Annotated in this window: 30 protein-coding genes; 13 read left to right on the forward strand and 17 right to left on the reverse strand. The window is 42.1% G+C overall.

Annotation, left to right across the window (positions count from 1 at the left end; translation table 11 throughout):
- The 3 genes from GQA99_RS04885 to GQA99_RS04895 form a co-directional block, all read right to left on the reverse strand.
- A complete protein-coding gene (locus GQA99_RS04885; protein ID WP_170293501.1) occupies positions 1-906 on the reverse strand; it encodes a metal ABC transporter solute-binding protein, Zn/Mn family in 906 nt (301 codons plus the stop codon).
- A complete protein-coding gene (locus tag GQA99_RS04890; protein WP_160052757.1) occupies positions 890-2,098 on the reverse strand; it encodes a hypothetical protein in 1,209 nt (402 codons plus the stop codon). The genes GQA99_RS04885 and GQA99_RS04890 overlap by 17 nt, the downstream gene beginning before the upstream one ends.
- A gap of 266 nt (positions 2,099-2,364) precedes the next feature.
- Positions 2,365-2,655 (reverse strand): ABC-type zinc uptake system zinc chaperone, encoded by a 291-nt coding sequence (locus GQA99_RS04895; RefSeq protein WP_160052759.1) that lies wholly within the window; start codon positions 2,653-2,655, stop codon positions 2,365-2,367.
- 214 nt (positions 2,656-2,869) lie between these two features.
- On the opposite strand from GQA99_RS04895, the gene GQA99_RS20880 reads away from it, so the two are divergent.
- On the forward strand, positions 2,870-2,995 hold the full coding sequence (locus GQA99_RS20880; protein ID WP_268244230.1) for a hypothetical protein: 126 nt from the start codon (positions 2,870-2,872) through the stop codon (positions 2,993-2,995).
- A 16-nt stretch (positions 2,996-3,011) separates the two neighbouring features.
- On the opposite strand, the gene GQA99_RS04900 is transcribed toward GQA99_RS20880, so the two are convergent.
- On the reverse strand, positions 3,012-3,335 hold the full coding sequence (locus GQA99_RS04900; protein ID WP_160052761.1) for a hypothetical protein: 324 nt from the start codon (positions 3,333-3,335) through the stop codon (positions 3,012-3,014).
- A 129-nt stretch (positions 3,336-3,464) separates the two neighbouring features.
- Here GQA99_RS04900 and GQA99_RS04905 point away from each other — a divergent pair, with 129 nt between their 5' ends.
- Complete coding sequence (locus GQA99_RS04905) at positions 3,465-5,123, forward strand: mechanosensitive ion channel family protein (RefSeq protein ID WP_160052762.1); 1,659 nt, start codon at positions 3,465-3,467, stop codon at positions 5,121-5,123.
- A gap of 60 nt (positions 5,124-5,183) precedes the next feature.
- Here GQA99_RS04905 and GQA99_RS04910 read toward each other — a convergent pair whose 3' ends face one another.
- Positions 5,184-6,017 (reverse strand): MaoC family dehydratase, encoded by an 834-nt coding sequence (locus GQA99_RS04910; RefSeq protein ID WP_189386256.1) that lies wholly within the window; start codon positions 6,015-6,017, stop codon positions 5,184-5,186.
- Between the two features lie 287 nt (positions 6,018-6,304).
- On the opposite strand from GQA99_RS04910, the gene GQA99_RS04915 reads away from it, so the two are divergent.
- A complete protein-coding gene (locus tag GQA99_RS04915; protein WP_160052765.1) occupies positions 6,305-7,078 on the forward strand; it encodes a methyltransferase domain-containing protein in 774 nt (257 codons plus the stop codon).
- Between the two features lie 27 nt (positions 7,079-7,105).
- On the opposite strand, the gene GQA99_RS04920 is transcribed toward GQA99_RS04915, so the two are convergent.
- The gene (locus GQA99_RS04920) at positions 7,106-8,014 is read right to left on the reverse strand and encodes a TraB/GumN family protein (RefSeq protein ID WP_160052766.1); all 909 of its coding nucleotides are present in this window, start codon (positions 8,012-8,014) and stop codon (positions 7,106-7,108) included.
- Between the two features lie 52 nt (positions 8,015-8,066).
- Between GQA99_RS04920 and GQA99_RS04925 the strand changes: the two genes are divergently transcribed.
- Entirely contained in the window at positions 8,067-8,375 is a 309-nt protein-coding gene (locus tag GQA99_RS04925) for a prephenate dehydrogenase (protein ID WP_160052767.1), read from the forward strand.
- Positions 8,376-8,512: 137 nt separating this feature from the next.
- Here the strand turns inward: GQA99_RS04925 and GQA99_RS04930 are convergent, their stop codons facing one another.
- Entirely contained in the window at positions 8,513-9,037 is a 525-nt protein-coding gene (locus tag GQA99_RS04930; RefSeq protein ID WP_160052768.1) for a DUF3016 domain-containing protein, read from the reverse strand.
- 160 nt (positions 9,038-9,197) lie between these two features.
- Positions 9,198-9,707: a DUF4240 domain-containing protein gene (locus tag GQA99_RS04935; protein ID WP_160052769.1), complete on the reverse strand. Its 510-nt coding sequence runs from the start codon at positions 9,705-9,707 to the stop codon at positions 9,198-9,200.
- A gap of 66 nt (positions 9,708-9,773) precedes the next feature.
- Here GQA99_RS04935 and GQA99_RS04940 point away from each other — a divergent pair, with 66 nt between their 5' ends.
- The 5 genes from GQA99_RS04940 (at position 9,774) to GQA99_RS20580 (ending at position 12,990) form a co-directional block, all read left to right on the forward strand.
- Positions 9,774-10,190, forward strand: a complete 417-nt coding sequence (locus tag GQA99_RS04940; RefSeq protein WP_229785958.1) for a hypothetical protein — start codon at positions 9,774-9,776, stop codon at positions 10,188-10,190.
- A gap of 116 nt (positions 10,191-10,306) precedes the next feature.
- Positions 10,307-11,104 carry a response regulator gene (locus tag GQA99_RS04945; protein ID WP_160052772.1) on the forward strand — a complete coding sequence of 266 codons (798 nt, stop codon included), beginning with the start codon at positions 10,307-10,309 and terminating at the stop codon, positions 11,102-11,104.
- Positions 11,105-11,260: 156 nt separating this feature from the next.
- On the forward strand, positions 11,261-11,533 hold the full coding sequence (gene hbs, locus GQA99_RS04950) for a non-specific DNA-binding protein Hbs (protein WP_011638950.1): 273 nt from the start codon (positions 11,261-11,263) through the stop codon (positions 11,531-11,533).
- Positions 11,534-11,858: 325 nt separating this feature from the next.
- Positions 11,859-12,545, forward strand: coding sequence for a TorF family putative porin (locus tag GQA99_RS04955; RefSeq protein WP_160052774.1), 687 nt, complete (start codon positions 11,859-11,861; stop codon positions 12,543-12,545).
- 268 nt (positions 12,546-12,813) lie between these two features.
- Positions 12,814-12,990 (forward strand): PA3496 family putative envelope integrity protein, encoded by a 177-nt coding sequence (locus GQA99_RS20580; protein ID WP_170293502.1) that lies wholly within the window; start codon positions 12,814-12,816, stop codon positions 12,988-12,990.
- A gap of 51 nt (positions 12,991-13,041) precedes the next feature.
- Here the strand turns inward: GQA99_RS20580 and GQA99_RS04960 are convergent, their stop codons facing one another.
- Positions 13,042-14,019: a PDC sensor domain-containing protein gene (locus GQA99_RS04960; RefSeq protein ID WP_160052775.1), complete on the reverse strand. Its 978-nt coding sequence runs from the start codon at positions 14,017-14,019 to the stop codon at positions 13,042-13,044.
- A gap of 536 nt (positions 14,020-14,555) precedes the next feature.
- Here GQA99_RS04960 and GQA99_RS04965 point away from each other — a divergent pair.
- The 4 genes from GQA99_RS04965 (at position 14,556) to GQA99_RS04980 (ending at position 19,097) form a co-directional block, all read left to right on the forward strand.
- Positions 14,556-15,908, forward strand: coding sequence for a flavohemoglobin expression-modulating QEGLA motif protein (locus GQA99_RS04965; protein ID WP_160052777.1), 1,353 nt, complete (start codon positions 14,556-14,558; stop codon positions 15,906-15,908).
- A gap of 132 nt (positions 15,909-16,040) precedes the next feature.
- On the forward strand, positions 16,041-17,000 hold the full coding sequence (locus GQA99_RS04970) for an HlyD family secretion protein (RefSeq protein ID WP_160052779.1): 960 nt from the start codon (positions 16,041-16,043) through the stop codon (positions 16,998-17,000).
- Entirely contained in the window at positions 16,997-17,986 is a 990-nt protein-coding gene (locus GQA99_RS04975) for an ABC transporter ATP-binding protein (RefSeq protein WP_160052781.1), read from the forward strand. The genes GQA99_RS04970 and GQA99_RS04975 overlap by 4 nt, the downstream gene beginning before the upstream one ends.
- Entirely contained in the window at positions 17,979-19,097 is a 1,119-nt protein-coding gene (locus GQA99_RS04980) for an ABC transporter permease (protein WP_160052782.1), read from the forward strand. Before GQA99_RS04975 ends, GQA99_RS04980 begins: the two co-directional genes overlap by 8 nt.
- A gap of 40 nt (positions 19,098-19,137) precedes the next feature.
- Here GQA99_RS04980 and GQA99_RS04985 read toward each other — a convergent pair whose 3' ends face one another.
- From GQA99_RS04985 to GQA99_RS05020, 8 genes are all read right to left on the reverse strand, one after another.
- Positions 19,138-19,536 (reverse strand): hypothetical protein, encoded by a 399-nt coding sequence (locus GQA99_RS04985; RefSeq protein ID WP_160052783.1) that lies wholly within the window; start codon positions 19,534-19,536, stop codon positions 19,138-19,140.
- A 122-nt stretch (positions 19,537-19,658) separates the two neighbouring features.
- Positions 19,659-21,023: an alanine/glycine:cation symporter family protein gene (locus GQA99_RS04990; RefSeq protein WP_160052785.1), complete on the reverse strand. Its 1,365-nt coding sequence runs from the start codon at positions 21,021-21,023 to the stop codon at positions 19,659-19,661.
- A gap of 191 nt (positions 21,024-21,214) precedes the next feature.
- Complete coding sequence (locus GQA99_RS04995; protein ID WP_189386255.1) at positions 21,215-21,751, reverse strand: SRPBCC family protein; 537 nt, start codon at positions 21,749-21,751, stop codon at positions 21,215-21,217.
- A gap of 392 nt (positions 21,752-22,143) precedes the next feature.
- Complete coding sequence (locus GQA99_RS05000; protein WP_160052786.1) at positions 22,144-22,395, reverse strand: cysteine-rich CWC family protein; 252 nt, start codon at positions 22,393-22,395, stop codon at positions 22,144-22,146.
- Positions 22,396-22,472: 77 nt separating this feature from the next.
- Positions 22,473-23,357, reverse strand: coding sequence for a methylenetetrahydrofolate reductase (gene metF, locus GQA99_RS05005; protein WP_160052788.1), 885 nt, complete (start codon positions 23,355-23,357; stop codon positions 22,473-22,475).
- Positions 23,358-23,646: 289 nt separating this feature from the next.
- Positions 23,647-24,132 (reverse strand): VOC family protein, encoded by a 486-nt coding sequence (locus GQA99_RS05010; RefSeq protein ID WP_160052789.1) that lies wholly within the window; start codon positions 24,130-24,132, stop codon positions 23,647-23,649.
- Between the two features lie 217 nt (positions 24,133-24,349).
- On the reverse strand, positions 24,350-24,940 hold the full coding sequence (locus GQA99_RS05015; RefSeq protein WP_160052791.1) for a 3'-5' exonuclease: 591 nt from the start codon (positions 24,938-24,940) through the stop codon (positions 24,350-24,352).
- A 125-nt stretch (positions 24,941-25,065) separates the two neighbouring features.
- Positions 25,066-25,914 (reverse strand): DUF2971 domain-containing protein, encoded by an 849-nt coding sequence (locus GQA99_RS05020; protein WP_160052792.1) that lies wholly within the window; start codon positions 25,912-25,914, stop codon positions 25,066-25,068.
- Between the last annotated feature and the right edge of the window lie 710 nt (positions 25,915-26,624).

Here is a 26,624-nt window from a genome sequence, read left to right on the forward strand (position 1 = left end):
TTATTTCACCCCATTAAGTAGGGCTAATAAGCTGTCGTATAAGCTGAATAAATCTTGGCTTTGCTCATTGCCACCGACAGACATTGGTAACATCACAACCGGTAAATTAGCACGTTCGCCTAACCATTTAGCACCACGCTCGTCCTGATAAGACGCGACAATTACCGCCATCACATCTCCTTTTTCAGCACGAGCAAGCAAGCTTGCTAAGTGACTACTTGTTGGGGCTAAGCCTGGTTTTGGCTCAAGATCGGCCACTTGCTCAATTCCCGTCCAGTTAAATAAATAACGGAAACTTGAGTGATAAGCGATAACCTTTTTACCGGCTAACGCTTTAGCTTGCGCCTGCCATTGAGGGATTTTAGCCTGCCAACGTTGACTAAAATCAGTCAATGATTGCTGGTACTCACTGCTGTTTTGCGGATCAATTTCAATCAGTTTTGCACTCAGCGCTTTCGCCACAGCCAACATACGCTCTGGGTCTAAATGTAAGTGTGGATTGCCTTTGGCATGTACATCGCCCATTGAGCGGTCAACACTGGTAAGTTTATCTAACGTGTCGATTTGCTCAGCTGCAAAAAATAGCCCTTTATCGGTTGATTTAACCTTAGGGTTAGAGGCTTTCATCTGCAGCATAGGCAGCCAGCCGATTTCTAAATCGGCACCGGCACACACCACTAAATCAGCCTGGCGCATTTTTGCAATTAAGCTTGGACGCGCCTGCACTTGATGAGGGTCTTGCATGGCTGTCGTTGCTGAGTATACGTCTGCCGATGGCGCTAAAGTTTTAGCTAAAGCACCGTATTCTGCTTCACAGGCAAACACGTTAAGTTCCGCTTTTGCTGTCGCGGTAAACAGCAGTGACAATGACGTCACCGCTAAAAGCATTTTAGAATTGATGCGCACCGTGAGCTCCTAATGACATGACATATTGTAAAGTAACGATATTATCGTCTTCGAAACCATCAAAGTTAGTACCTTGCTGATGGGTATACTGCAAGCGCACAGTAGAGAAATGGCTGCTGTGCCATGCAAGGCTAACTTCAGTTTCTTTCAGCTTTTGCGGGTCTAAATGATCTTCATGAATTTCAAACGTATCCACTTGACCATAACGCACACCAGCAGACCAGCTTGGAGAGAACTGATAAACGCTGCTTAAATACCAACCTTCATGATAATCATCACCGCTTAATTCATGGTCATGGTCATCTACATCGCCGACATCATCAACATGTCCTGGTTCTTCACCAAAAATATCTGTCACTCTGAAGTATTCACCGCTTACAGTAAGATTTTGGTACTTGTAGTTACCATTAGGTGCCCACTTGTAAACAAAATCAGCGATGTAAGTATTCTCACCTGTATATGAAGCACTGTGGCTGTGATCATGCTCATCAGCGACTTCCTCTTCTTCATCGTCATGCTCTTCAGCATAGGCTAAGCCATTTTCATTGCGTAAATAACTTAACCCTAGCTGCCATGAACTCTCGACACCAATATCGCCACCAATTTTGGTTAAAGCTGTAAACACACCGACATCGTCAAAATCACGCTCGCCATGTTCGTCAGCAGCGCGCAAACTGTCCCCGCCAAATGCTTCAAGACCCATGGTCCAGTACAGATCAGTTGGGGCAACATAACTTAAGCGCACACCATCATCAAAATAATGGCCGCCTAAAAAAGCACGATATGCTGCAGGACGCTCAGAAAATGCATCCGTGTGTAGATGTTGATTATTTAAGTAACCAACATCAGACAAGAAACGACCCGCACGCACAGACAAACCACTTGGTAGCGCTAACGTTTGAATAAACGCTTCTTCTAGATTTAATTCAGTTTCACCGTCGTGAGACTCCACCACTGCGGTCACTTTACCGTAGAACATTTCATCAATATTGGCACTTAACGCCAATTCCGTTTCGCCTAAACCAAAGCCTTCGCCACGCTCAGCCAGTGGGCGGTCGCCTGTTTGATAATAACCGTCTAATACGGCACTAATACTCGGATTAGTTAAACTAGAGTCTTCAGCCATTGCCGAATAAGAACCAAAAGCACATGCTAGTGCCAATAAAGAAACGCGAGTGTTTAACGCAGACATGATATCTCCAAAATACAACAAATAGCCGACTTTCTAGGTAGTAATACACCGGCTGATAACAGAAAAATGGGGTACCTAAGTCAGAGATAAAAGATTAATAATCATATCGATTAAACACTATAAAACTTGCTGTTTAACTTTGCTAAATACACTGAACTAACACCTCAATAGCTTAGCTATTGCTGGCGAATGAATACAGCTCGCAAAGTAAAAGGCCGCTATAGCGTCATTTACTATCCTGAGATTAGGTTAAAAACGTTGTTGGATTAACGAGATACAGGCGGGGCACGGCTTTGGTAGTAAGCTTGAAATGCGCTAACAAGACAAGGTAATGTAAATTGCAGACGTTCAAAGGTTTGCTTACTTGCGGTAAACACAAGTTCGCTGGTGTGAATGGTTTTATTTAACTGATGTTGATGAAAACATAAGGTACAGTGATTTTGCACCCCATCATCAAGATGGCGAACCGAGTGGGCAGACGCAGCAATAGACAGCACAATCAAAATGGCACTGAGCCAGATTGCGATAGTTTGTCTAATGTGGATGCGTGAACTCAACGGCAAAACTCCATCAGGTTAATAAATGTGAGCATTAGTGTAAAATAGCCGTGCTGAAAAGCAACAGATAGATTGTGACAATTCATGATCACGGATTAATAACATCGCGCAACTGCTGACTTTTTCATCACGTTAGGCATTTTTAAGATAAGCTTAAGCTGTGACTCATACCATTAACACAACAGGCAAAAACCACCTCAATAGGACCCACATCATGGCACAATTTATTCGCGAAAATATCGGCATCATTTTAGTCATGGCCATCGTAGGCATTGTCGTGCTCGGCGGAATTTACTATGTAGAGTCGTCTTTAGAAAGCCAAGTCATCGTGGTCGACTAAACAAACCAGTTCACGCTTATTGATTATTTATGCTAGCGTCGTCTTCTGGCGCTTCCACCATTTTTAAATGATCCATAATGTGTGACAAGCCCACCACAATAACCGCCAAAATCATCAGTGGCGTGGTGATATGCGCAACATCATCAACAAAATACGCCGCTAATGCCGCTATAACCCCACCATAAAAGCCGCTAATTTTAATCAAGGCTAAGGTTTTATTATGCCCAAGCCATGCCGCACAATGTGGGCATTGCACCTCAACCGACAATCCCTTGCCGCGGCTTTCAGTAACTTTCGCAATAGAAAAGTGTTTATAGCAATGGGCGCATTGCAATGACATGTTGAGTACCGTTAATCAATAATGAGTCCAGTTTAACAAATAACCATGCTAATGACATTGCTGAACATAGCTCCATCAGTGGTTTTCTATTATTATAATCGCAACTTAGCTTCATTAGGACGCGCTTAGATGTTACGGACTTTACCTGCTTTACTTTTATTAACGACCACATTGTTAATCACGCCATCAGTGTCAGCACAAGACCCCATCACAGCAGCACCAGAAACAACCAGTGCCTCTAGTGTCGCTATCGACACTAATACGCTCAATAAAATGACCTTGTTGCAACAAACCATTGATCATGACACGCAGTTATTATCGTCGGCTAAAGGCGAAATGCGTACCATTACCGAATATCGAATTAAAAATAAATCATCGCAGTTACGTGATGAAATCGATCAGTTAATGACCTCCGGTACCACAGATCCACAATACCTTATCCCGTTAGTGCAAAATCAATTGGTGTTTTTACGCCAGGTGATTAGCTATTTAGATGTCGATTTGTTGTTGCTCAGTAATCAACTAGGCCGTGACGATGACAGCAAAGTGATTGCCGCCATGTCTGACCGTGAATTTGAACGTGACCATTACTTAAAAGCAACTTTAGAAACCCTACAATGGGCAGAAACCTTAGGCATTGATGTCGCCACGCAAAAGCAAACGTTTACCGACTTTATGCTTCAACGAGCCGATCAATTTGACAGCTTAGTGAATTACACCCAAGACGAATTACAAAAAGCCGTTGCTGAAGCCGCTAAAGCGGGTGCAGATATTAGCGCCGAACAAAAAGCCAATGTGCTGTCTTTAAAAGAACGTTTAGGACAAAACAGCTCAAGCTTAGCAATTTCGGCGTCAATCCTTGAAAGCTTAGGCGAAAATGTATCGCAAATTAAACAAACCTTGTTTAGCGTGTCTGGTGACATTACCCAGGATGTATTGAACTTTAGCGTGGCGTCTAATTTACTCCAGGGTTGGGCCAAAGTGATTAAAGACCAAACCATCAATAACGGCCCTAATCTCACATTTAAAATTTTGGTGTTCTTGTTCATTTTGTTCGTGACCAGTTTAATCGCCAAAATCGTAAACCAAATTATTGCCAAAACAGTCCGCGCCTCTAAACTACAATTTAGCCAACTGTTACAAGAGTTTTTTATCTCGCTGTCTAGTAAGGTGGTTTATGCCGTAGGCTTATTAATCGCCCTATCACAACTGGGGTTTGAACTTGGCCCATTACTCGCGGGCTTTGGTATCGCCGGTGTGATTATCGGGTTTGCATTACAAGACACACTGTCAAACTTTGCCTCGGGCATGATGATCTTAATTTATCGTCCATTTGATGTCGGCAACTTAATTAATGCCGCCGGAGTAACTGGCCGTGTGAGCCACATGAGCTTAGTGTCTACCACCATCAAAACGTTAGACAATCAAAGACTGATTGTTCCTAACAATAAAATTTGGGGGGATACTATTAATAATATTACCGCCGAGCATCAACGCCGGGTAGACATGACCTTCGGCATTAGTTACAGCGACAATATTGAACATGCGGAAACGATTTTAAAAAGTATCGTTGAACAGCACCCTAAAGTTCATGCCCAACCAGAACCGATTGTAAAACTGCATACCTTAGGCGAATCATCTGTCGACTTTATCGTGAGACCCTGGGTCAACCCTGATGATTACTGGGAAGTCTATTGGGACATTACTCGGGCAGTTAAAATGCGCTTTGACGCTGAAGGTATTAGCATTCCGTTCCCGCAACGCGATGTGCATATTTATCAAAAATAATAAACGAAAAAGCTCAAGTCACTGACTTGAGCTTTTTACTATTGGCATTTACGTCGATGCTTATAAATAGGTCACATTGCCTTGCAAATGTGGTCTGCGCCCTTTAACGTCACGCATTTCAAAACGTTTACCGTTTTCAATACTTTCAAAGCCAAAAGTGACTTCTGATGGCATAAACACAGGGAGCTTAAACTCAACGTCAACCTGAAAAGCACGTTCGCCAATGTGTGGCATCAATTGTGATAACGCCCGCGCTTTTGACCACATACCATGGGCAAGTACACGCTCAAAGCCAAAACGTTTCGACAATAAAGGATGCAAATGGATAAGATTATAATCGCCAGAGGCTTTAGCGTAACGACGGCCTAAATCTTCCGTTAACCGCCATTGCTTTACATCTTCCCAGGCCATTTCCGACGCCTTAGGTGGGCGAGCACGACGACCGGGCGTGTCAATACGATATAAATACGTCGACAAGGCTTGCCATACTAATTCATCCGCCACAAATACCTTAGAGACTAAGTCAAACTCAAGACCTGAATCAGTATTACGACTGCCAGAAAGTTCACATTGTACCGTTAAGGTTTCATCAGCTCGCACAGGGCGAAATACACTGATGCTATTTTTAAGGTGGATCATGCCCAACAACGGAAAGGTCACCGCTTTATGGGTAAAAATAGTCGCATGTAATCGAAAAGCCCACACATATAAATACGTTGGTGGTAACGTAACACCGTCAAATTCAAAGCCACACACTTCAGCATATTGGCGAATTTTCTCTTGTGACATCACCACATTTGATGCTTGCACATAAATCGTCGGCAACGGTTGCTGATCCCACCCAGGCTTACGCCCAAACAGAATGTTGCGATACAAAGACAAAAGCGAAGGCATCGCTTTTAATTCAATAGCGTAGTCGTGACTCACAATATAGACCCTAAATAGACAGCCAAAATACTAAGCTGCAAAACGGTTAATCAATCATTATACCTTACAGTATTGAGGTTACTAAATAGCTAATTGTTAAATGCGTTTAATATCCGTTGTGGTGGCAGTCCATATTGATTTATCGGCAAACTTTTCTTTACTGTCTGGACACAACTGATGATTTGTCTTTACCTTTTTTCATTCGCAATGAGACAATTACAACACTGACATTGATTCAATAACGTGATGATACCGTGCAAGATAAAAACTTCGATAAACTCAGTCTTAAATTTGCTAACAACATCTACGGTACCACCAAAGGTGAAATCCGTGCAGCCGTGTTATGGCGAGACCTCGCTCCAGCACTTGCTGCTCAGGGTAAACCACGGTTACGAATTTTAGATGCGGGGGGGGGATTTGGTTTTTTGAGTCAAAAGTTTGCGGCGTTAGGTCACGAAGTAGTGCTTTGTGATATTTCAGAACAAATGCTCGCATTGGCCAAACAACAAATTGCCGCATCCCAGACACCATTATCGATTGAATTAGTACACAGTCCTATTCAAGCATTAACAGCTGCACAATATGGGCAATTTGATGTCATATTGTGCCATGCCGTAGCTGAGTGGCTTATCGATGCCAACACCACCCTAAACGGACTGCTGCAACTACTTAAACCTAATGGTTTATTTTCGTTGATGTTTTACAACAAAGAAGCGTTACGATTCCACAGCCTGGTGTCGGGTAATTTTGACTATGTAAAACGTGATTTTGTGGTTAAAAAGAAGGTCGGCTTAACCCCCACGCACCCACTATACATCGAAGATGTGCGCCAGTGGTTTGCCCAATGGCAACTCACAATGGTGACGCAGTCAGGGGTACGAGTCATTAACGATTACCTTAAAAAACATTTACCGCCTGACTTTGACACTCAACAACTGATAGAAATGGAGCTGGCTTACTCGCAACGCGAACCGTATTTATCGCTTGGCCGTTATGTCCATTTTTTAGCTCAATCACCGACAAAATAACACTCGGATTGTTGCTTACTCACAGTATCAACATTGCAATAAGGTGCATCGCGTTACCGTCGCACCTTGTTGTCTGAGTAAATCAGGGATAGCTTGTTGGCCAACAATATGCCCTGCACCCACCACAATAAACAATTGTTTTTGCGTTTTGCCTTGTAGCAACTGGATTATTTTGTGTGTCATTGAATGATTACGCTGCCACAATAATTTTTCCAAAAACTCGTCAGACTCACCCGCTTGCGCTTCCATAATTCGCGCTAATGCCTGCGCATCGCCTTGACGCCAAGCGTGGATCAAATCAAGCATTTCAGCATCGCTGGCGTTAATCGCATCGTCGAGCATTTGTAATTGTGTTTCTACTGAAAATGATGAAATAAGCTCAAATTGAAATTGAATACTTTCAAGTTCAATCAAGGCTTTGTCTTTTTTATTGGCAGTAAAATAGGCATCGACACCTTGTTCAGCACTGTACCCCAGCTCAGCAAAACGGTTTACGCTAATTTGCGTTGACTGTAACCAGGGGGCATATGGCGCTAACGCCTGGCACATGGCTTGATGCGTTTGGCAATAGACCTTGCGCGTGGTATCAACATCAGCAGCAATGTCTGGCGACAACACCCCGTATTGTTGCAACAACGCTGCCGCATTTCCTTGTGTAATATCAGCCTCAACCACCAATGCATCAGACTGCGTAAACGCCGATTCGATGTGTTGCGCTAAAGGATAGAAATCAGCTTGTCCAATATGAATCGAACCTAATAAATAGGCTTGCTGTTGCTGATATTCTACTTTATAAAATACGGGTGAATCCAATGCCGCGGCAGGAAGGGCATATAAACACAGTAACAATGTATAAAATAATTTGGCATTGCGTTGTAAATGACGATAAATCAAACCGATATTAAAATTAAGCCGACTTTTCCTTGTTGCCTGCATAGCAGCTCCTTATAATTAGTTATATTCTTTACCCATGCAGTATGAGGCAATTATGCCGTACACCAATGTTTTTCTACAGATAAAAGAAAACCTGCAAATAGCCTATAGACAAGCCATTGATTCAGATACCCGCCTAGATGAGTTGCGTAAAGCAGGTCATGGTAAGTTTGTGGCGATTTTTACTGAAGACCAGGGGTTCACCGAAAGCAGTAACCGCTTTTTACCTTACGTGCAAGAGCTTGTCATTGAGTTCGATAAAATGCAAAACAGCACGCACGTCGCCCCAGAAACACTAGAAGCGTTTGTTAAAAAGCTCGCGACACTGCTACAAACACTGCAAGTGTTTAAGCTTGCTAAGTAACCTAACGTTTCATTAGCTGTGCTTATGTTGGCTTTGCGGGCTTTAATGGTGACTTCACTGGCTGAATAAAAAATAAAAGCTCCAACTGTGGAGCTTTTGCTTTTAAAGCGATATATCCAATGACGTCACCAAAAGCACTATAACTTAGGCTCAACACTCTTTTGCAGCCAATCGGTAAAAAGCGTGGTTTCATACTGAAACGGCCTGTCATTGAAACGGTGCGAGTTGTACATAAAGCTCATATCAGTGATTTTTTCATCACCGCTAATGATGACCTTATCCCCCTCATTTACTGTAAAACTAAATGTAGCACGTGGTGGATACAAATCTTTTACAATGCGTAAATCACCTGGTGTCGCACCAAAGGTTGGGCGCATGTCTCCGGCTAAATCCAGATTAGTCACTTGCATGTGCAAGGTTTGCCCCGGTTTAAGCGACTTTTCAGCCTGTTTATTAATATTTTTAGTTAAGGTTTCAAATAAGCGCTTTTCAAAACGCGATTGCAGTTCCGTAGAGGTTTTAATATCTCGAAATTCTTTTGGATTTTGCCATTCAATTTTTACCACGCCAACTTCCGTTAGCGGATTAGGCTCAGGCGCATCTTCAGCCATCGCAACCTGCCCCGAAAATACCGAAGCCAATAGTAAATATTTAATCTTCATAATAAACCTCCAAAATACCTAACCGTTCTCCACTTTAACGCGGATAACTTGAGCTGCGCAGCAGTAACATGAGTCGCCACTCATAGTGACATATTCAATGCATTCACTTTAGCGTTATCAAGCTGAACCAACGCTTAACAAGAACAATCTAGTCACGCGCTTAAAATGGAAACCGTGCACTTAATAATGGATAGGTTTGCCGCATAATTTTTGGCTTAGTGCTGAATTTTTTACCCACGGGCGTATTTTGTCCAGACGGCACAAAAGGTAATTCATGCCCGGTTCGATCTTCGTAAATCTGCCCGGCAATAAGATCATAATCTTCAACAAATGGATAAGCGTAATTATCCACTAACGGCCAGTCGTTTAATTCACCTAAGCAATCGGGGTTGTTAACGATCTTGTCATACCATTGCTGGCCTAACGACAACAAAAAACACCTAAACTCGGCAAAGGCGTAATCGCTATCGCAGCCGGCAATAATGTAGGCTGCCCCCCAAACTGACCACAAATAACTGCGACGTAATTGTTGGCCGAACATTTTATCAAATGCTTTAAGTGAGTCATCGTCTAAAGCGGTTAATTTATCACGCAGTTGTTGCGCAATGTCATCAGAAGATTGGCTTGGTTTATCACGTGTAACCAGTGCCCAAAAATCGTTTTCTGTCATCAAAATATATCCACCTGGCGTGTTTGTGCGATATTCTACCTCAAATTTTATAGCCAGATGACCAATATGAATCAGATAGCACAATCCGCCATGCCGTTAAGAGTAAAAATGCTGGTAGCACTGTATGCACTTCTTACGTTAATCGCGCTTTGGCGTATGACCACTTTTTATGCATTTGATTTACTCACCCTGGGTGTTTTGCCACTATTATTTGGCATATTGACCCGCGCCCAATGGACAAGAGTAGTATTGTTTTTTTATGTGGGATTACAAACGCTTGGCCTAGCTGCAATGAGCACAACGGCTATCATTGCCTACCAAATTACCCCTAATGACGTGAATTTAACGTTTCAAGGGTACAACATTCCACTGATCCCTTTATGGCTACTACTCACCACGCTTATTGGATTTCAATGGTGGGTGGGATTATCTACCGTCACTCGCACTTATTTGGTTGGCGCAAAAGCAGAGCAAAAGACATAACCTAACCTGTTGTCTATAATCACCTCATAAGTTTGGGTATCATGAGTTAACACGCTCAACAATACAGCAACACCCTAAAACTAAAATAATAAATACATCAACGCGGAACGTTAATCATGAAAAGTCTATCTCCAAGCGAGCTGTCTATTTTGCTAGTCGAATCGTCTGACACGCAGCGCAAAATAATCATTAGCCGCTTACAACAAGAAGGCGTCAGCAGCATACAAACGGCCGCCACAATTACCCAAGCAAAAGAGATCATTCAACGTCATAAACCCGACTTGATAGCCAGTGCATTGCACTTTGTTGATGGTGAATCGACTGAGTTATTGCAATATATCAAAAACACTCCAGGGTTAAACGACATTCAATTTATGTTGGTCTCCAGTGAATGCCGCCGTGAACAATTAGAAATATTTAGACAATCTGGCGTAGTGGCTATTTTACCTAAGCCATTTAACGCCGAAAACCTCGCCACAGCGCTCAACTCTACCGTTGATTTACTGAGTAATGATGAACTCGATTTAAGCCATTTTGATGTCCACAATATTCGGGTATTAGTGGTCGATGACAGTCGGATGGCACGTAACGTGATTAAACGCACTATCGGCAATTTAGGTATGCAACTTATTACCGAAGCCGAAGATGGAGAACAAGCAATAAGCTTGATGAAAAACAACATGTATGACTTAGTCATCACCGACTACAACATGCCTTCAGTAGATGGTTTAGCGCTAACGCAATACATTCGTAACGAAAGTCAGCAGTCACATATTCCTATTTTAATGGTGTCATCTGAAGCAAACGACACCCACCTAAGTAATGTATTCAGTGCTGGGGTTAACGCCTTATGTGATAAGCCTTTCGAACCACAATTGGTAAAGAAAATTCTTTACCAATTGTTAGAAGAGTAAATTGATCACCCTTTAGTCGAATGATTTAGGCTTATTTTGCTCCAAAACCATTACAGATACTGAATTTATAGGATAAAGTGCTTTTAAACCTGCATGGCTTGTGGCATGTTAATGATGTTTTAAAAAACACTTCTATGGAAAGCAGAGAATACCAATATGAACAAAAGTGAATTAATTGCAAAAATCGCAGAAAATGCAGAACTAACTAAAGCTGAAGCTGGCCGCGCACTAAAATCTTTCGAAGAAGCGGTAACTGAAGCGATGAAAAATGGCGACAAGATTTCAATCGTTGGTTTTGGTTCATTTGAAACCACTCAACGTGCAGCACGTACTGGCCGTAACCCACAAACAGGCAAAGAAATTCAAATCGCAGCAGCGACAGTGCCTAAGTTTAAAGCCGGTAAAACATTAAAAGACAGCGTGAATTAATTTTCGCTAACGCCTTTTGACGAAAACCTCCTTCTGGAGGTTTTTTTATGCGCAACATTTAACAAATGCCAAAGATCAATTCAGTTTATGGCTTAATCTCAAGCTATTACCATAGATCCATAATTGCACAAAAAAAGTGCAGCGTTGCATCATTAAGCCGCAACAGCCTTGCTACAAAATGTAGCATCGTTAATTAAACCATTGATTAATATAAAATAACAAAAGTGGCATGCGATTCGCTAATTTATCATCAGACAAACCGACATTGAGTATGTTTAAACCATAAATAAATGACTCAGTGACAATAAAACATTAAGGGATGAAGATGAAAAAATCACTATATCAAGCAATTGCATTATCAACAGGTTTACTATTGAGCGGCAGCGCCCTTGCTGAAGTCACTGGCAATATTGGCGCAACATCAAACTACTTATGGCGCGGTACTACGCAAACCAGTAATGAAGCGGCGATTCAAGGTGGCCTTGATTACGCACACGACTCTGGTTTTTATGCCGGTACTTGGGCTTCAAATGTCGATTTTGGTGATGAAACCAGCTACGAGTTAGACTTTTATGGTGGTTACGGTGGTAACTTCACAGAAGATTTAACGTACGATGTAAGTTACATCTATTATGCGTATCCAGATGCTGGTGCCAGCATCGATTTTGGTGAAATCGCTATCGTACTGGGTTGGAAATGGTTAGACGTAGGCTACTCTCAAGTTGTTAATGCAGACTCAGATGTATCAGGCGCATCAGACGAAAAAGATTGGAGCTATATCCAAGCTAATGCAAGCTTCCCATTAACTGAAAAGCTCAGCGTAGCGTTCCACTACGGTTACTCACAAGGTGATGTCGTCGAAGATCTATTTGGTGACACATACACAGACTACAACGTGACATTAAGCGCAGAAACTGACATTGGTACTGTGTCATTCATGGCTTCAGATACTGACTTACCAGACAGCGATGCCAAAATAGTTTTAGGTTACTCATACGGCTTTACACTATAAGCCATTGCAATAAAATTAGGCTATCACGCTATTTTTATTGAAGAAAATGCCACTGTTATATACAGTGGCATTTTTATGTAGGCGATATCAGTCACAAATGTTAACCGGTTTTATCGCAAGAAAATTTGTTAATGCTAAACTCAAAATGAAAGGTGAAAATAGCTGTCCATGTCAGACAAAAACTTTTACTTTTCTATTAGTGTTTTTTTAGTTAGAAAGTGCTCATTGAATTCGTTTCGTTTTTCCCATTCAACTTGAGGGTTTCGTTATGGCTAATCTTACAGATCGAGTGCCAGATGACACAGAAATTGACGCGATGACAACGCCTAGAGGCAGTAAGTCAACCGAGTCATTACAGCATAAGCGTCAAATCAAACGCAGGTTAGAGGATTTCCTCGAACAAGCGCAATTACGCAAAGCCATTGGTGATGACGACTTTTTCTAGCAAAAAGGGATAAACATCGTGTTTATCCCTTTTTAATTTATCTTAATACCGTTATAGGGTATTTTTTTCTGCTCTGCCGCCGTGTCTGTTTGCCTGCGTTTGGGTTAATAATAATTCAGCTTTCGCGCCAAGGTACACATAGATACCTAGGCCGACCAACAATCCCACTACGGCAAGCATCATTAAAATGGCTGGCTCAATATATTGTTTTTCACCTAATGACGCTTTAAACATTGTCAGTAAGGCTTCAATCGAAATCGCAATTAAAATCGTTGAAATAAACCGGGTTATGGTTCTACGCGTCGAACTGTGCCGAAATATATCTTTATGCATCAGCACTTCCTCTTCCAATATGGTTTTACCCAAGTCAAAAATAGCCAGTGCCAAAGTTAAAAAGATAATAATGCCAAAGGGCTGCAAGGGATCATGACGGGCCGATGCCTGGCTAAAGAGCTCATAAATATCTAATGTCACCGTCCACATCAGTACGGTCACCAACACAAAAAGACACAAGACTATGGCGGCATAAATACTTTTAAAGAACGGCGACATTTTACGCCTTGCGCTGTCGCCCATCATGAACTCAATGAGCCGAGTTAAATTGACATCTATCACCACAATGCCTGTCTCACCCGTTGATGAGGTTAAGATTTGTGATGCTGATAAACACAAACCACCACCAGCATTAGACAAGTAAGGCCGGGTAATGTGTGCTGTGTTGGCCTGAGAAAGTTGAGTAAAATAAGGCCGCTGACTTCTATCGGCCTGTTTACCGTTATTGAGGAGCTTCACTTGCTGGTTAACAACACTGATATTGGGGCTAACCTGTATCCCTTGTTCATCGAGTAAATAAATCAGTTCAACAAACGGATAACTCACCGCCATATCTTCAAACACTTTTGCTGAAACAGGCTTATCGAATAAATTCACATCACCCACACCCACTAAAATGGACTCAAGCAGTTCGTGTACTAGATTTTCGTATTCGTGATAACGCTCAATCACGCTTAAATAACTCATTGCAGCCATATGCAGTCCTCTTCATCGACACGACAATGAAACAAAGCACTTTTAATGCCAACAAGTAAATCCATTATTTTCAATACGATAAAGTCTAAACTAATATAATACTTACTTAATTAACGCTCAACACGCACCAAAATAGGGCTTATGCCACTATATTTTTTCATTGCTGTTTTGTGATCGACTTCTGCTAATATATACCCAATCAACTTGAAGATACGTGTTTCAGAGCTTCACCGTGTTTTCAATACTAGGCGCGTTAATGCGGTAATGTAGGCACCTTATAAATTAGCGCAACAACGTAGTGTGAACACGGTGAAACTCCCAGAGGGCAAGTTTTACACGCGTTTATGCTGCGGCTTTTGTTAATTTAGCTGATTTTGGAAAGGGAATAACCATTACCCGCAATCAATGCCTTGCCTAAACGCGTGTAAATTCTTGCTGAAATCGAGCGTCTTCAGGTTGTTTGGGTATATGCTCATTAGCATCAGGAATATGCAACAAAACTTCATGCCTCAGGTTTTCTAGATTAGGAAAAGACAATGTCTGACTCTTTATTGCGTTATCAGCAGGATATTCGTCGTTTTTCTGATGAATTAATTCGCATCCAAGCACCGATTAAAATTTTAGATTCGATTAAATGGCCTAAACAAATTGAAGATGACTTTTTAGCCAAGCAAACTAAAACATTGCCCAACGTGAGTAATGATTTTTATCAATCGATTCCGTTGTCATTCAATGCCGCTCAAACTCAAACCGATCTTCAAGGTTTAAAAAGTGCCATTGAACGAGGGTTAGGTAAACGAGATAAATTAGGCAAAATTCTCCTGGCTAACATTGATCAATACCGCATCGTGATCGACATGCTGCATAATCGCGGTAACCCTACCTTTGGTAAACTCAGTCAAGAACTCTACGGCAGTGCAAGCCATAAATTGCACGGCGATCGCCATACACTCCGTCAACTCGGCGACCGCTTGAGCCATATTTTCTCGTTACCTGCTGCGCGTCATATGAGTAATCGTCATCCTAAAATTATTACCGCCCCAGAAGCCGTTGACGTACTGAGTGAGCGCTTAGTTAAGTATTTTCATAACGATGAAATCCACGTCAAATTAAGCGATGGTATCGCCTCTGACGCCGCGGTGGGTGGCGATACAGTAAAACTAAATACTAGCGCCATGTTTAGCGAATCCGATCTCAATGTGTATGAGGTCCATGAGGGTTGGGTGCATGTGGGCACAACGCTCAATGGTCGTGCTCAGCCCCATGCTACCTGGCTCAGTGTCGGGTCGCCGCGAGTAACGGCGTCGCAAGAAGGCCTGGCAGTGCTGATGGAAATGCTGACTCTTAGCTCAAATCCTGGGCGTGCTCGTCGTATTAGCGACCGAGTTTCAGCTGTCGATATGGCTGAACAAGGTGCCGACTTTATCGAAGTGTATCGCTACTTTAGAAACCTGAATTTAAGCTCAAAAGACAGTTATCGCGTGACTCAAAGAGTGTTTCGTGGCGGCATGGTCGCTGGCGGCAGCTTTTTTACTAAAGATATTTCATATGTGCGCGGTTATGTTGAAAACATTAACTTTATCCGCAGTGCCATTAGCACCGGCTTGCCAGAACTGATCCCGATGTTATTTTTAGGTAAGCTCGCTATCGAAGATATTCCAGTACTTTATCAAGCTTATCAGGAAGGCATTATTGCCAAACCCAAATATTTACCGCCGATGTTTGAAGACATCAGTGGCCTTTATGCCTGGTTTGGTTTTGCTTCTGGGATCGGTAATATTGATCTTAAAGGGGTACAACGACACTTTGCCCGCCAATTTAAGCATGTGGCTCCGTCATTGGCTGTCGACTTGTTTGAAGACTCAGAATTTGACAATAACTTCGAATAATTATTTCGCTTAAGAACTATTGTCTAAGCTCATTTTTGTAACGTTCATTAGCTAAGTGTGGTGTAAATCACACTTAGCTGGCTCATCAAATGCAATGCTATAGTGTAATCATATCCTTATATGAGACTTGCTATGAAGCATCTGCTATTTTCAGCGTTCTTATTGAGTGTCACCGTTCTCAGCGGTTGCACGCCGGCCACGCCCGACCAAGCATTGGGAACCTTAGAGCGCGATCGCGTGTTGCTGCGCGCCACAGCCGCTGAAATCATTACCGCCCAACCCATCAAAAAAGGCATGCAAATTAATCAAGGAGACTTATTAGTCCAATTTGATACCCACAAACAAGCAGCACGATTAGCCGTGATGCAAGCCGAAGTGGTTAAAGCCAAAGCCTATTTATTAAAGCTCACTAATGGCGAGCGACCAGAAGATATTGCCAGCGCAAACTCAGCATTAAAAAGTGCCAACGCGGCCAAAATTGAAGCGCAAAAATCCTATCAACGCACAGCCAGTTTATTGGCTAAACGCTTAGTCAGTGAGGCCGAACGTGATCGGGCTTTAGCCCTTAGAGATCAAACGACTGCCGAATACGATGCGGCAAACGATCGCTTAACCGTTTTGATCAAAGGCGTTCGCCAAGAAGATATCTTTCAAGCTCAAGCGGCACTCGACGCAGCCACGGCAAATTTAAGCTACGAGCAACAGGTGTATAGCGACTTGAGTATCCGCGCAACACGCAGCGGAAAATTAGACAACCTACCTTACAATATTGGCGAACGTGTTCCTCTAAGTGCTGTGGTGGCGGTAATACAGGCCGATGCAGCGCCTTATGCCAGAGTGTATATTCCCGAGCCTTACGCCGCTAAGCTGCATATAGGCCAAAGCTTGGCAGTAAAGGTGGACGGTATCGATAACGACTTTAACGGCACACTTCGCTGGATAAGCACCGAACCCGCATTCACGCCCTACTACGCACTCAATCAAGCCGATCGTTCGCGACTGGCATTTTTAGCTGAAGTCAGTTTAGATGACACCGCCAGTGAACTCCCTACTGGTATTCCTGCTCAAGTTATCTTACCGGCGCAAAAATGACCCAACCAATAGACCCTCAATGGGTAATACAAGCACATAATCTCACTAAACGCTTTGGCGACTTTGCTGCAGTTGAACGCTTAAATTTATCTGTGCCTAAAGGCCATATATATGGCTTTTTAGGCCCCAACGGTTGCGGTAAATCCACCACCATTAGAATGCTAACCGGCTTGTTAACACCGAGCGAAGGCGATATTAATGTCATGGGGCTAAGCATCCCTAAACAAGCTGAAGCATTGCGTCAGCACATTGGATATATGACACAAAAGTTTTCCCTCTATGACGATCTCACCGTTAAAGAGAACCTGCAATTTATTGGGCGAATTTATGGCATTAATGCAGACCAATGTAAGAAACGAATTGATCAACTGCAAAGCACTTATAAACTCAATCAATATCAACACCAATTAGCAAGCACACTCAGCGGCGGACAACGGCAACGACTTGCACTGGCCTGCGCCTGTTTAAACCAACCTTCATTGTTGTTTTTAGATGAGCCCACTTCAGCGGTTGACCCACAAAACAGGCGAGACTTTTGGGAGCAGTTATTCGACTTATCTGAACAAGGCACCAGCATTTTAGTGACCACTCACTATATGGATGAAGCCGAGCGCTGTCATAAAATCGCCATCATGGAAAAAGGCCACATTAGAGCCGATGACACACCAAAATCATTGATGGACAACATCAATGCTCACGTAATTGAAATTACTACAACTGATTTAAGGCAATTAAAACAGATATTAATTGCCATTGAGCACGTTACCTCTGCGGCGCAATTAGGCCATCGCCTACGGGTATTAGTGAGTAAGAACATCAGCGATCCTATCCCCTGGATATTGCATCAATGCCAGCAGCACAATCGGCAGCTGAAGCCACAAGACATTCGCCTAGTGAGCGCAAATCTAGAAGACGTGTTTGTGAGCCACACGGGTCAGCCTATATCTTGCCAACCGATGCAACACGAGGGCGAACATCATGGTTAGCCCATTGAGCAGTATTTATCATAGTTATTTACGCATTTATGCCATTACCGCTAAAGAAATCAAACAGCTAAGCCGCGATCGTATTACTTTTGCCATGGTGATTATGATCCCGCTGATTCAATTGTTGTTATTTGGTTATGCCATCAATACCGATGTGCGTGCAATTCCCGTGGCTATTGTTGACCAAAGTGATTCTGCTGCAGGGCGCTGGATAGTTGAAGCGGTTAAAGTGACTCAAGTGGTGGAGGTAAAACAATATTTAACTACGGCAGAGCAAGCACAGGCCGCCATTAGACGAGGCGACATTAAAGCCGCGTTAATTTTACCGCCAACGTTAACTGAAAAATTAGCGCATAACGAAACCATCGGCCAATGGATAGTCGATGGGTCAGACACCATGATCGCTGGTGCGATCAAACAACTCAAAAACCTGTCTCTCAACGATATTGTGCCAGAGCAAACCAATAGCTCATCTCGGTTTGAAGTGAGCCTGTTTTATAATCCTGAGCAGCGATCGGCAGTCAATATTGTGCCGGGACTCATCGCCGTGATCCTTACCATGACCATGGTATTATTTACCTCGTCCGCCATTGTGCGAGAACGAGAACGCGGCAATTTGGAGTTATTGATCACCACCCCAATTAAACCGCTTGAATTGATGATAGGAAAAATTCTACCTTACATCGTTATTGGCCTCATACAAATGACCATTATTTTAGGGCTAGGTCACCTCATTTTTGCCGTGCCGATTAATGGATCTATCAGTCATTTATTGCTTGGCACATTACTGTTTATTACCGCTAGCTTAACCTTAGGTTTAATCATTTCAACCATTGCCCAAACTCAACTTCAAGCCATGCAGATGACAATTTTTATTTTACTGCCAACCATATTACTGTCGGGGTTTATCACCCCGTTAGAAGCCATGCCAACCACAGCCAAATGGATAGCTGAAGCCCTACCTGGCACCCACTTTATGCGAGTCATACGGGCAATAGTGTTAAAAGGAGCAACGCTAGGAGAGCTCTATAAGGATATGTTATGGCTAGTGGGATTTACGTTAGTTGGATTGTGGGTAGCCGCTAAGCGCTTTAATAAACGCTTAGATTAGTGCCTATTGCTAAGCAGCAATAGGCTGGACCTGCGATGAATTAAAAGCCTCTATCAATACTATAAGCTTCGCCATTACATTCTAAATAAGCACTACAAGATGGATCAACAAGGCGACCGCATTGCTTCATCACAATCGCATTACCTCCGCGTTGCGACACTTGTACCTTAAGCGACTTAGCCATAGACGACAAACTGGGTAAATTATCCAATTTCGCCGGGTTTAATGAGTTTTCGCAATAATATGTCGTAACTTCGCCCAAAAACCTCGCTTTAAACCTCGACATCTCCGCAGAGGTATATGTATCAACATTACCTGCTTTTACGTTACCTACCGCGATATCGCCCGCATTGGTTCTAAACCCCAAATTAGAGCAACCCGCGGTAAATAACACCGCTAACACGGTCGCGCCTAATGTGGCCAAAAATGCTTTGTTCATGTAAAAATCCTTTTAAAAAAGCATGCTCACTAAAATAATGAACATGCTTAAACTGAGTACCAAAATTGATTAACGTGTCTAACAGAGACTATGAATTATAAGGTTAATACCATTGCGCAACATTAACTCTGCGCTTTGAGTGCGCGCTGTTTGAGAAAATACTCACGGGTTAAACTAAATACCACAGGGCTCAGTAACACTAATGCAATTAAGTTTGGAATCGCCATCATGGCATTTAATGTGTCGGCCAATAACCAAATAAACTCTAATGAACTCACCGCGCCTAATGGCACCACTAACGTCCAAATTAAACGAAATGGCTTAACGGCTTTATCACCTAACAGATATTGAACACATTTTTCGCTATAAAAGCTCCAACCTAAAATGGTGGTAAAAGCAAAAATCGCCAACGCAATAGCCACAATATAATTGCCCATTGGCAAGGCATGTGAAAAGGCAAACGAGGTCAATGCCGCGCCATTTTCGCCCGAAGTCCAGGCGCCTGAAACTACAATGGCTAAACCGGTAATAGAACACACAATGATAGTATCGATAAACGTACCCAACATGGCCACTAAGCCTTGCTTAACGGGGTTATTGGTTTGCGCTGCAGCGTGAGCGATAGGTGCACTGCCTAACCCCGCTTCGTTTGAAAACACACCGCGGGCCACACCGAAACGAATCGCCGCCCATACCGCTGCGCCAGCAAAACCACCTTGAGCCGCAACAGGGTTAAAGGCACTTTCAATAATGAGCATAAAGGCCGCAGGAACTTGGTCGGCATACACCACCAATACTGCAATACCCGCAGTAATATAAAACACCGTCATTAATGGTACTAACTTGCCAGCAACTTCAGCAATACGCTTAATACCACCCATTAATACCGCACCAACCAATACCATCAATACCACGCCAGTCACCCAACTTGGCACGCCAAAATTACTACTTAAAGCATCAGCAACCGAGTTAGCCTGTACCGTGTTACCAATACCAAAACCGGCAATAGAACCAAAAATAGCAAAAGCGGTACCGAGCCATGCCCACTTACTGCCTAAGCCATTTTTGATGTAATACATTGGGCCACCAACATGATTGCCGTTGGCATCTGTCTCACGATATTTTACCGCCAATACCGCTTCAGAAAACTTGGTCGCCATACCTACAAGCGCAGTACACCACATCCAAAATAAGGCACCCGGACCACCAATAAAGATTGCCGTAGCAACACCCGCAATATTACCTGTGCCTATTGTTGCCGATAACGAAGTCATTAACGCATTAAACGGACTCACATCGCCTTTTTCGCTTTCGTCGGTCACTTGGCGACCAGACCATAATAATTTAAATCCGCGACCCAGCTTTAAAATAGGCATGAGTTTTAACCCAATAGACAGGAATAACCCTACCCCTAAAATCATAACCAGCATGGGGATCCCCCACACAATACCGTTGACCGTACTGACAAAACTTGTGATTGCTTCCATGTAAAACCTCATAATGAGTAATGACTATTGTCGAAATTATTATTATTAGATGTTTGGTTATTGTTATTATGGTTTCAACGGCCCAAACCCGTCACCACTATGCAATTTTTTAGGTTACCCCGATTACGTTAATCAAGGCAACCTAAGGCAAGATGTGATGAATCATCTTCAAGATAAAACAGGTTAGTCCGTTACTCTTTTTCAAGTATGACTTTTAATGAGTCTAAACCTTGCTGTAAATCGGCCCCAATCATGGCTTCAAAATCAACAAATAAAAACATTAGGTTCATTGGGTAATTCATATGACCACTAAAACCCCACTCGACTTTGGTTTGATTTGTAGACACTTCCTTTGTAGTCATATAAGCAGGTTCTGTGGCTTCAAATGGTGAAAGAAAGCGTAATTCAAAATCGATACGTTTACCTTCGTCAATGGCAATAATTTCTTGCTCGCCGACACCTACGTCTTTATTTTCACTGGCCCATGCAGACACAAAACCAACAGTCGCGTCTGTGCCACGATACGTTTTGACCATTTCTGGGTCCATCTGGGCCCATTTACTAAAGTTATCTTGATTTTTTAGATGTTTAACATAGTCAAAAACCTCAGTTACAGGCTTGTCTATGGTAACGGTGCGGGTAACGGAGTAATCGGTTTTAATAAATAACGCGACGATGAAAGGGATGGCGATAAGGACAGCAACCCCTAGGAGAATTTTTTTTAACATTATTATTATCCTCAACATATTGAGGTTTTAGTATACCTACCAAGCGCTTGTAAACAACAAATAATTAACAATTGAAATGACTATATCCAACCAACCTGAAGATGCTCGATTTCAGCAAGAATTTACACGCGTTTAGGCAAGGCATTGATTGCGGGTAATGGTTATTCCCTTTCCAAAATCAGCTAAATTAACAAAAGCCGTAGCATAAACGCGTGTAAAACTTGCCCTTTAGGAGTTTCACTGTGTTCCCCTGATTTTTAAAACAAAAGCGTTGTTGCGTTAATTTACAAGGTAACTACATTAACTCGCCTAGTATTGAAAACAAGGTGAAGCTCTGAAACACGTATTTTCAAGTTGATTGGGTATATATCAGGTAATGGCAAAATAGCGGCTCAAGGAATAAATAATTGTACTGCAGAGGGTTCTGTAGCTGTGATGAGTGCTATTTTCGCTAAACAGGTAACACAGACACATTGATCTGCACGGATAGCCTTGTCTGGATATCTCGTTACATATTGCTGAATCAATTCAACCGCACTATAAGCAGAATCGACACACCAACAGCTTGAAATATCTTGCCCAAGCGCCATTGAACACGCATTTTGTTGATGACAAATAGGGCATAGACCCGCTAACTCAGACACTGAATTTCCTCGTTAAAAATCAAAAAACCTTCTGTAATCATATTACAGAAGGTTTCAATACCCAATCCCAGATGACCTTACTTCGGACGCACACCCAGTGTGTGGCAAATCGCATAGGTTAATTCTGCACGGTTAAGGGTATAAAAGTGGAAATCTTTAACGCCTTCACGCGCCAACACTTTTACCATATCAATGGCCACGTTTGCGCCCACTAATTGGCGAGTACCAGGGTCATCATCTAAGCCTTCAAACTGGCGATGTAACCAATGCGGAATCGCCACATTGGTCATATCGGCAAAACGTTTAGTTTGCTTAAAGTTAGTCACAGGTAAGATGCCAGGGATGATCTCAACATCAATGCCAGCAGTGACACAACGATCGCGAAAACGTAAATAAGATTCAACATCATAGAAAAACTGGGTAATGGCGCGGTTGGCACCTGCATCAATTTTTTTCTTTAAATTTATCAAATCAGCTTGTGCATTACGCGCATCTGGGTGCACCTCAGGATAGGCAGCAACTGAAATATCAAAGTCAGCTACAGAGCGTAATAAACTGACTAAATCGTTGGCAAAACGCGTAGGTTTTGGACTGCCCTCAGGTAAATCCCCACGCAGCGCCACAATGTCTCTAATGCCCGAGTTCCAATAATGTTTAGCTAACTCAACGAGCTCTTCGTCACTGGCATCAACCAAGGTTAAATGCGGCGCAGCTAGCAGGTTTGTTTCTTTTTGAATACGCTCAATCACACTGTGTGTACGGTCACGTACTCCAGAGTTGGCACCATAAGTAACCGAGACAAACTTAGGGGTTAATGGCTCTAAACGACGAATAGAGTTCCACAAGATCTCTTCCATCTCAGGGGTTGAAGGCGGGAAAAACTCAAACGACACATTAATATCATTCAGCTCAGACAAGCTCTGATTTAACGACTGGGCATGTTGTGCATGATGAAAAGCCATAATGTATTCCTTCAACTTCTGTAACACTTCGGAGTCTATACCAAGCGGCTAACTTGACTCATTTCAGTTTATTTCAACCAAACCATTTAGCCGTTTGGACGTCTATATGTCCATATACTAGTTTAACTGCATGCTAAGTCAAGCTAAAAAAACAGCAATAGAGCAAATTAAGCGTTACGACCTAAAAAGTCGTTCAAAAATGGCGACAGTTTTAGGGGTATCAAGCGGCCAATCGTTTTTATAAGGCAAACAAAAAGCGACCCAGAGGTCGCTTGTTAAGATGTTGCTATTACTCGTAATCAGTTGCGTAAGTTTCTTCATAGGTATGCGAGTAGAATTCAAATAAGTTACCAAACGGATCTTCTAAATAAACCATTTTAGCGGGTTTGCTATCGTCTTCAGGATGGTAACGCATAATGTCCATACGCACCTTGCCGCCATACTGTTCAGTACGTGCAATCGCCCCTTCAAAATCATCGGTTTGCAAACAAAAATGGAATATACCCAGACGTGTAAAATCAACATCATGGCGTTCTTGGCGATCAACCATTTCAAATAACTCAACACCAATACCATCGGTAGTGACTAAGTGCGCAATGTTAAAACCTTTAAAGCCTTCACCAAATACGGCAATACACATTTTGCCAATCGCTGTTTTACGCTCTTCTTGTACTTTTGTGTTACCCATTACCACTCGTAACCCCAGCGCTTTGGTATAAAACTCAACCGCTTTATCCATGTCGCCAACCATCAAACCTACATGATTCATTTTCATAACTTACTCCTAAAACACCATTAATTGATTCGTCATTTGTTTCGATGGAGTAATCTTACGGCGAACACGACATTAATAAAAATTATCAAATTTTATTGATTTGATAACAAATATTTATATATTCGTTGTGTTTATTCCGTTGCTGAGCTCAACAGAAAAAGAAAATATAAAGGAGAATAAAGCCTATTGAGTGGTGAAAGGTGCCATATTTGTAAGATTACTGTTGGCTCTGTCTTTCTATTTCGAGTTCGATGAGTAATGCAGTATGGGCATCATTTGCCGCATATTTTTTCTGATGGTTATGCAGAGGGAATATTGACCAATTAGATTGTTGTGCACTCTTAGATAGCCGTTGATTAAAAAACATAGCGACCGCAACTCTAGCGCCAACACGCTGTTTAACGCGGGCAAACCGCATCACTTTTGAAGAAAGCTCTTCAGTATTAACTAACTTAATACCGAACTTTCTCATGAGTATTTTTCTGTCTTCTTTTAATCCAAAGCCCACTTTTTTTATCATAGGGTCCGACAGTACATCACTAATGTCGGTAAAGTGCTCATAAAACTGAGTAGGGAATAAAAACACTTTGGATTGTGTAGCAATTTGAATTAAATGAGGTCCATCACTGACCTCACCTTTTATAAAACAAGGTTTGCTCTCGGTATCAAAGCCTAAGCAAGAGTGTGTTTTTAACTCTGCTATTGCACTAATAGCGTCAGCGGTGTTTGTAACCACGATGATATTTTCAAGCGCTATACCCTCGTAAAGCGGTAATTCTCGAATTTGCTCCTTTGTTGGCCTTCGCATTTAATATCCTTTCTGTGCAGAGAAAATAGTTGAGATAAAACACAGGCTATTTCTATTTTCTAAATAGGGGAAAGAAAGTCAAAGTGACAAAAGCCAGCATTCAATTGTCTCGCAGACTTGATTTGCTATAAATCAATAAACTCAAGCTTGAATTGCTTTGAAGATATAATCGCCTGCTTAACAGCAACATGGTTATATTCTTCGTTTGTTTTTATAATCCCCAGCAATTTATCTTTATTATCTTGACTGATACATGCGCCCAAAATGATTTCTTTTACCGCCGTTTTCGGGAATTCAAAAAGATGGATAGGGAGCGGATTTTCATCAGTTGTAAAGCTCGAGCTTGAGTCAGTTAATGCGGCACACATTCGCCACTCTTGTTCATATTGCCATGCTTCGGACTTAATCAATAGCAATTCAACACCACTCAACTGTGTTAAGCGGCTTATTGGCCTATCTTTGCAATACTCAACTTTGCGTAAATGATAAAACTCATCCTTTCTGCTTCTTGTTTGATTAAAAAAATCCGATTTTTTATCAAAGCCAACACAAAAGCCTTTATGAGACCTAGCATAATGGGACCACATTAATAAATTACTATTATTTTCTGTTAACGAAAGTACCCCTATCAACTCATTTGATTTATCACTGAATAATTGAGTGGTAGCACTTCCCATTTCAACTAGTTTTTTTTCAATTTCAGGCAAATTTTGACTATAGAGTTGACGTGTAATCAACTTTAATTGTTTGAGAGGAATTAAAGTTCTGACTTCAAGTGGATACTTTTTAAGCTCAACTTGGAGTATTTCATCCATATATTGGTCAACATACTTATCTATTTCAGCTTTTGAAGCCAAAGTAGAGGCAACCGGTTTAAACTCAAAAGGATCATTAAAGTCACTAGGTTGCGTAAACCGAATAAGGCCCGATTCTAAGATATTAATTCGATCTGGATCCAAGTACTTATATAGCATCCCCCGCCCCTTTTTTTAGAACATTTAGTTTGTATGTATTTCGTGCACTTTATAAGCCATGAATCGCTTCTGGCTTTGTTCAATGCACAATTATCATTATTAGGTAACAATAGAAATATCTTATATATAACTTGTTTGTTCTGATGATAGCTTATCTCGTGTTTCAGGATTCATTACATTGAAGCCGTTGAAGAAAATGACGTGAGCTGGCCATGGACGGCCAGCTAGCTTTCGAGGGGAAGGGACGCCCCATCGGAAGCGTTAGCATTTTCAAATAAGGCTGAAGAACACTAAAACGAGGTCAAACGCTGGATCTATTTCCGTCGCAACTTTTTCGCTTCCCAGAAAATGTTGCCGGAACGGCAGGGGTGATCCAAGAGGGGATTGCTGTTGATCCCCTTTTGGCCCGTGCAGGGTGGAACCTTGCGATCTTAAGCTACTGTGGTCGCAGACCATAAACAAAAAAGACCATTTAACATGGTCTTCAGATTAATGACAAACCCCCACTTTTTTTTAAAGTGGGGGTTTTCTTTTATAGGTTTATTCGCATTTCAGGACTTTTATTTAAAAACACATCTTGAGCCACATTGTTGATTATCGACGTCCAACTCTCTTCTTATGAGCTTCATATGCGCTAATATCACCCTAAAAAAATGCAAAAAAGCGGCGAGTAACGCCATTTTCTTCATATTTTGCGCAGTGGCGGCTAA

The sequence above is a fragment of the Shewanella litoralis genome (genome assembly GCF_009828585.1).
Classification (GTDB): domain Bacteria; phylum Pseudomonadota; class Gammaproteobacteria; order Enterobacterales; family Shewanellaceae; genus Shewanella; species Shewanella litoralis.

Bases quoted from the DNA above. Each gene is read 5' to 3' on its own strand.
- GQA99_RS04975 (WP_160052781.1), top strand. From the start codon at position 16,997: ATGACCCAACCAATAGACCCTCAATGGGTAATACAAGCACATAATCTC.
- GQA99_RS04905 (WP_160052762.1), top strand. From the start codon at position 3,465: ATGTTACGGACTTTACCTGCTTTACTTTTATTAACGACCACATTGTTA.
- GQA99_RS04930 (WP_160052768.1), bottom strand. From the start codon at position 9,037: ATGAAGATTAAATATTTACTATTGGCTTCGGTATTTTCGGGGCAGGTT.
- GQA99_RS20880 (WP_268244230.1), top strand. From the start codon at position 2,870: ATGGCACAATTTATTCGCGAAAATATCGGCATCATTTTAGTCATGGCC.
- GQA99_RS20580 (WP_170293502.1), top strand. From the start codon at position 12,814: ATGGCTAATCTTACAGATCGAGTGCCAGATGACACAGAAATTGACGCG.
- GQA99_RS04940 (WP_229785958.1), top strand. From the start codon at position 9,774: ATGAATCAGATAGCACAATCCGCCATGCCGTTAAGAGTAAAAATGCTG.
- GQA99_RS04970 (WP_160052779.1), top strand. From the start codon at position 16,041: ATGAAGCATCTGCTATTTTCAGCGTTCTTATTGAGTGTCACCGTTCTC.
- hbs (WP_011638950.1), top strand. From the start codon at position 11,261: ATGAACAAAAGTGAATTAATTGCAAAAATCGCAGAAAATGCAGAACTA.
- GQA99_RS04985 (WP_160052783.1), bottom strand. From the start codon at position 19,536: ATGAACAAAGCATTTTTGGCCACATTAGGCGCGACCGTGTTAGCGGTG.
- GQA99_RS04960 (WP_160052775.1), bottom strand. From the start codon at position 14,019: ATGGCTGCAATGAGTTATTTAAGCGTGATTGAGCGTTATCACGAATAC.
- GQA99_RS04990 (WP_160052785.1), bottom strand. From the start codon at position 21,023: ATGGAAGCAATCACAAGTTTTGTCAGTACGGTCAACGGTATTGTGTGG.
- GQA99_RS05010 (WP_160052789.1), bottom strand. From the start codon at position 24,132: ATGAAAATGAATCATGTAGGTTTGATGGTTGGCGACATGGATAAAGCG.
- GQA99_RS04925 (WP_160052767.1), top strand. From the start codon at position 8,067: ATGCCGTACACCAATGTTTTTCTACAGATAAAAGAAAACCTGCAAATA.
- GQA99_RS04965 (WP_160052777.1), top strand. From the start codon at position 14,556: ATGTCTGACTCTTTATTGCGTTATCAGCAGGATATTCGTCGTTTTTCT.
- GQA99_RS05015 (WP_160052791.1), bottom strand. From the start codon at position 24,940: ATGCGAAGGCCAACAAAGGAGCAAATTCGAGAATTACCGCTTTACGAG.
- metF (WP_160052788.1), bottom strand. From the start codon at position 23,357: ATGGCTTTTCATCATGCACAACATGCCCAGTCGTTAAATCAGAGCTTG.
- GQA99_RS04910 (WP_189386256.1), bottom strand. From the start codon at position 6,017: ATGCCTTCGCTTTTGTCTTTGTATCGCAACATTCTGTTTGGGCGTAAG.
- GQA99_RS04890 (WP_160052757.1), bottom strand. From the start codon at position 2,098: ATGTCTGCGTTAAACACTCGCGTTTCTTTATTGGCACTAGCATGTGCT.
- GQA99_RS05020 (WP_160052792.1), bottom strand. From the start codon at position 25,914: ATGCTATATAAGTACTTGGATCCAGATCGAATTAATATCTTAGAATCG.
- GQA99_RS04980 (WP_160052782.1), top strand. From the start codon at position 17,979: ATGGTTAGCCCATTGAGCAGTATTTATCATAGTTATTTACGCATTTAT.
- GQA99_RS04920 (WP_160052766.1), bottom strand. From the start codon at position 8,014: ATGCAGGCAACAAGGAAAAGTCGGCTTAATTTTAATATCGGTTTGATT.
- GQA99_RS04935 (WP_160052769.1), bottom strand. From the start codon at position 9,707: ATGACAGAAAACGATTTTTGGGCACTGGTTACACGTGATAAACCAAGC.
- GQA99_RS04900 (WP_160052761.1), bottom strand. From the start codon at position 3,335: ATGTCATTGCAATGCGCCCATTGCTATAAACACTTTTCTATTGCGAAA.
- GQA99_RS04955 (WP_160052774.1), top strand. From the start codon at position 11,859: ATGAAAAAATCACTATATCAAGCAATTGCATTATCAACAGGTTTACTA.
- GQA99_RS04995 (WP_189386255.1), bottom strand. From the start codon at position 21,751: ATGTTAAAAAAAATTCTCCTAGGGGTTGCTGTCCTTATCGCCATCCCT.
- GQA99_RS04945 (WP_160052772.1), top strand. From the start codon at position 10,307: ATGAAAAGTCTATCTCCAAGCGAGCTGTCTATTTTGCTAGTCGAATCG.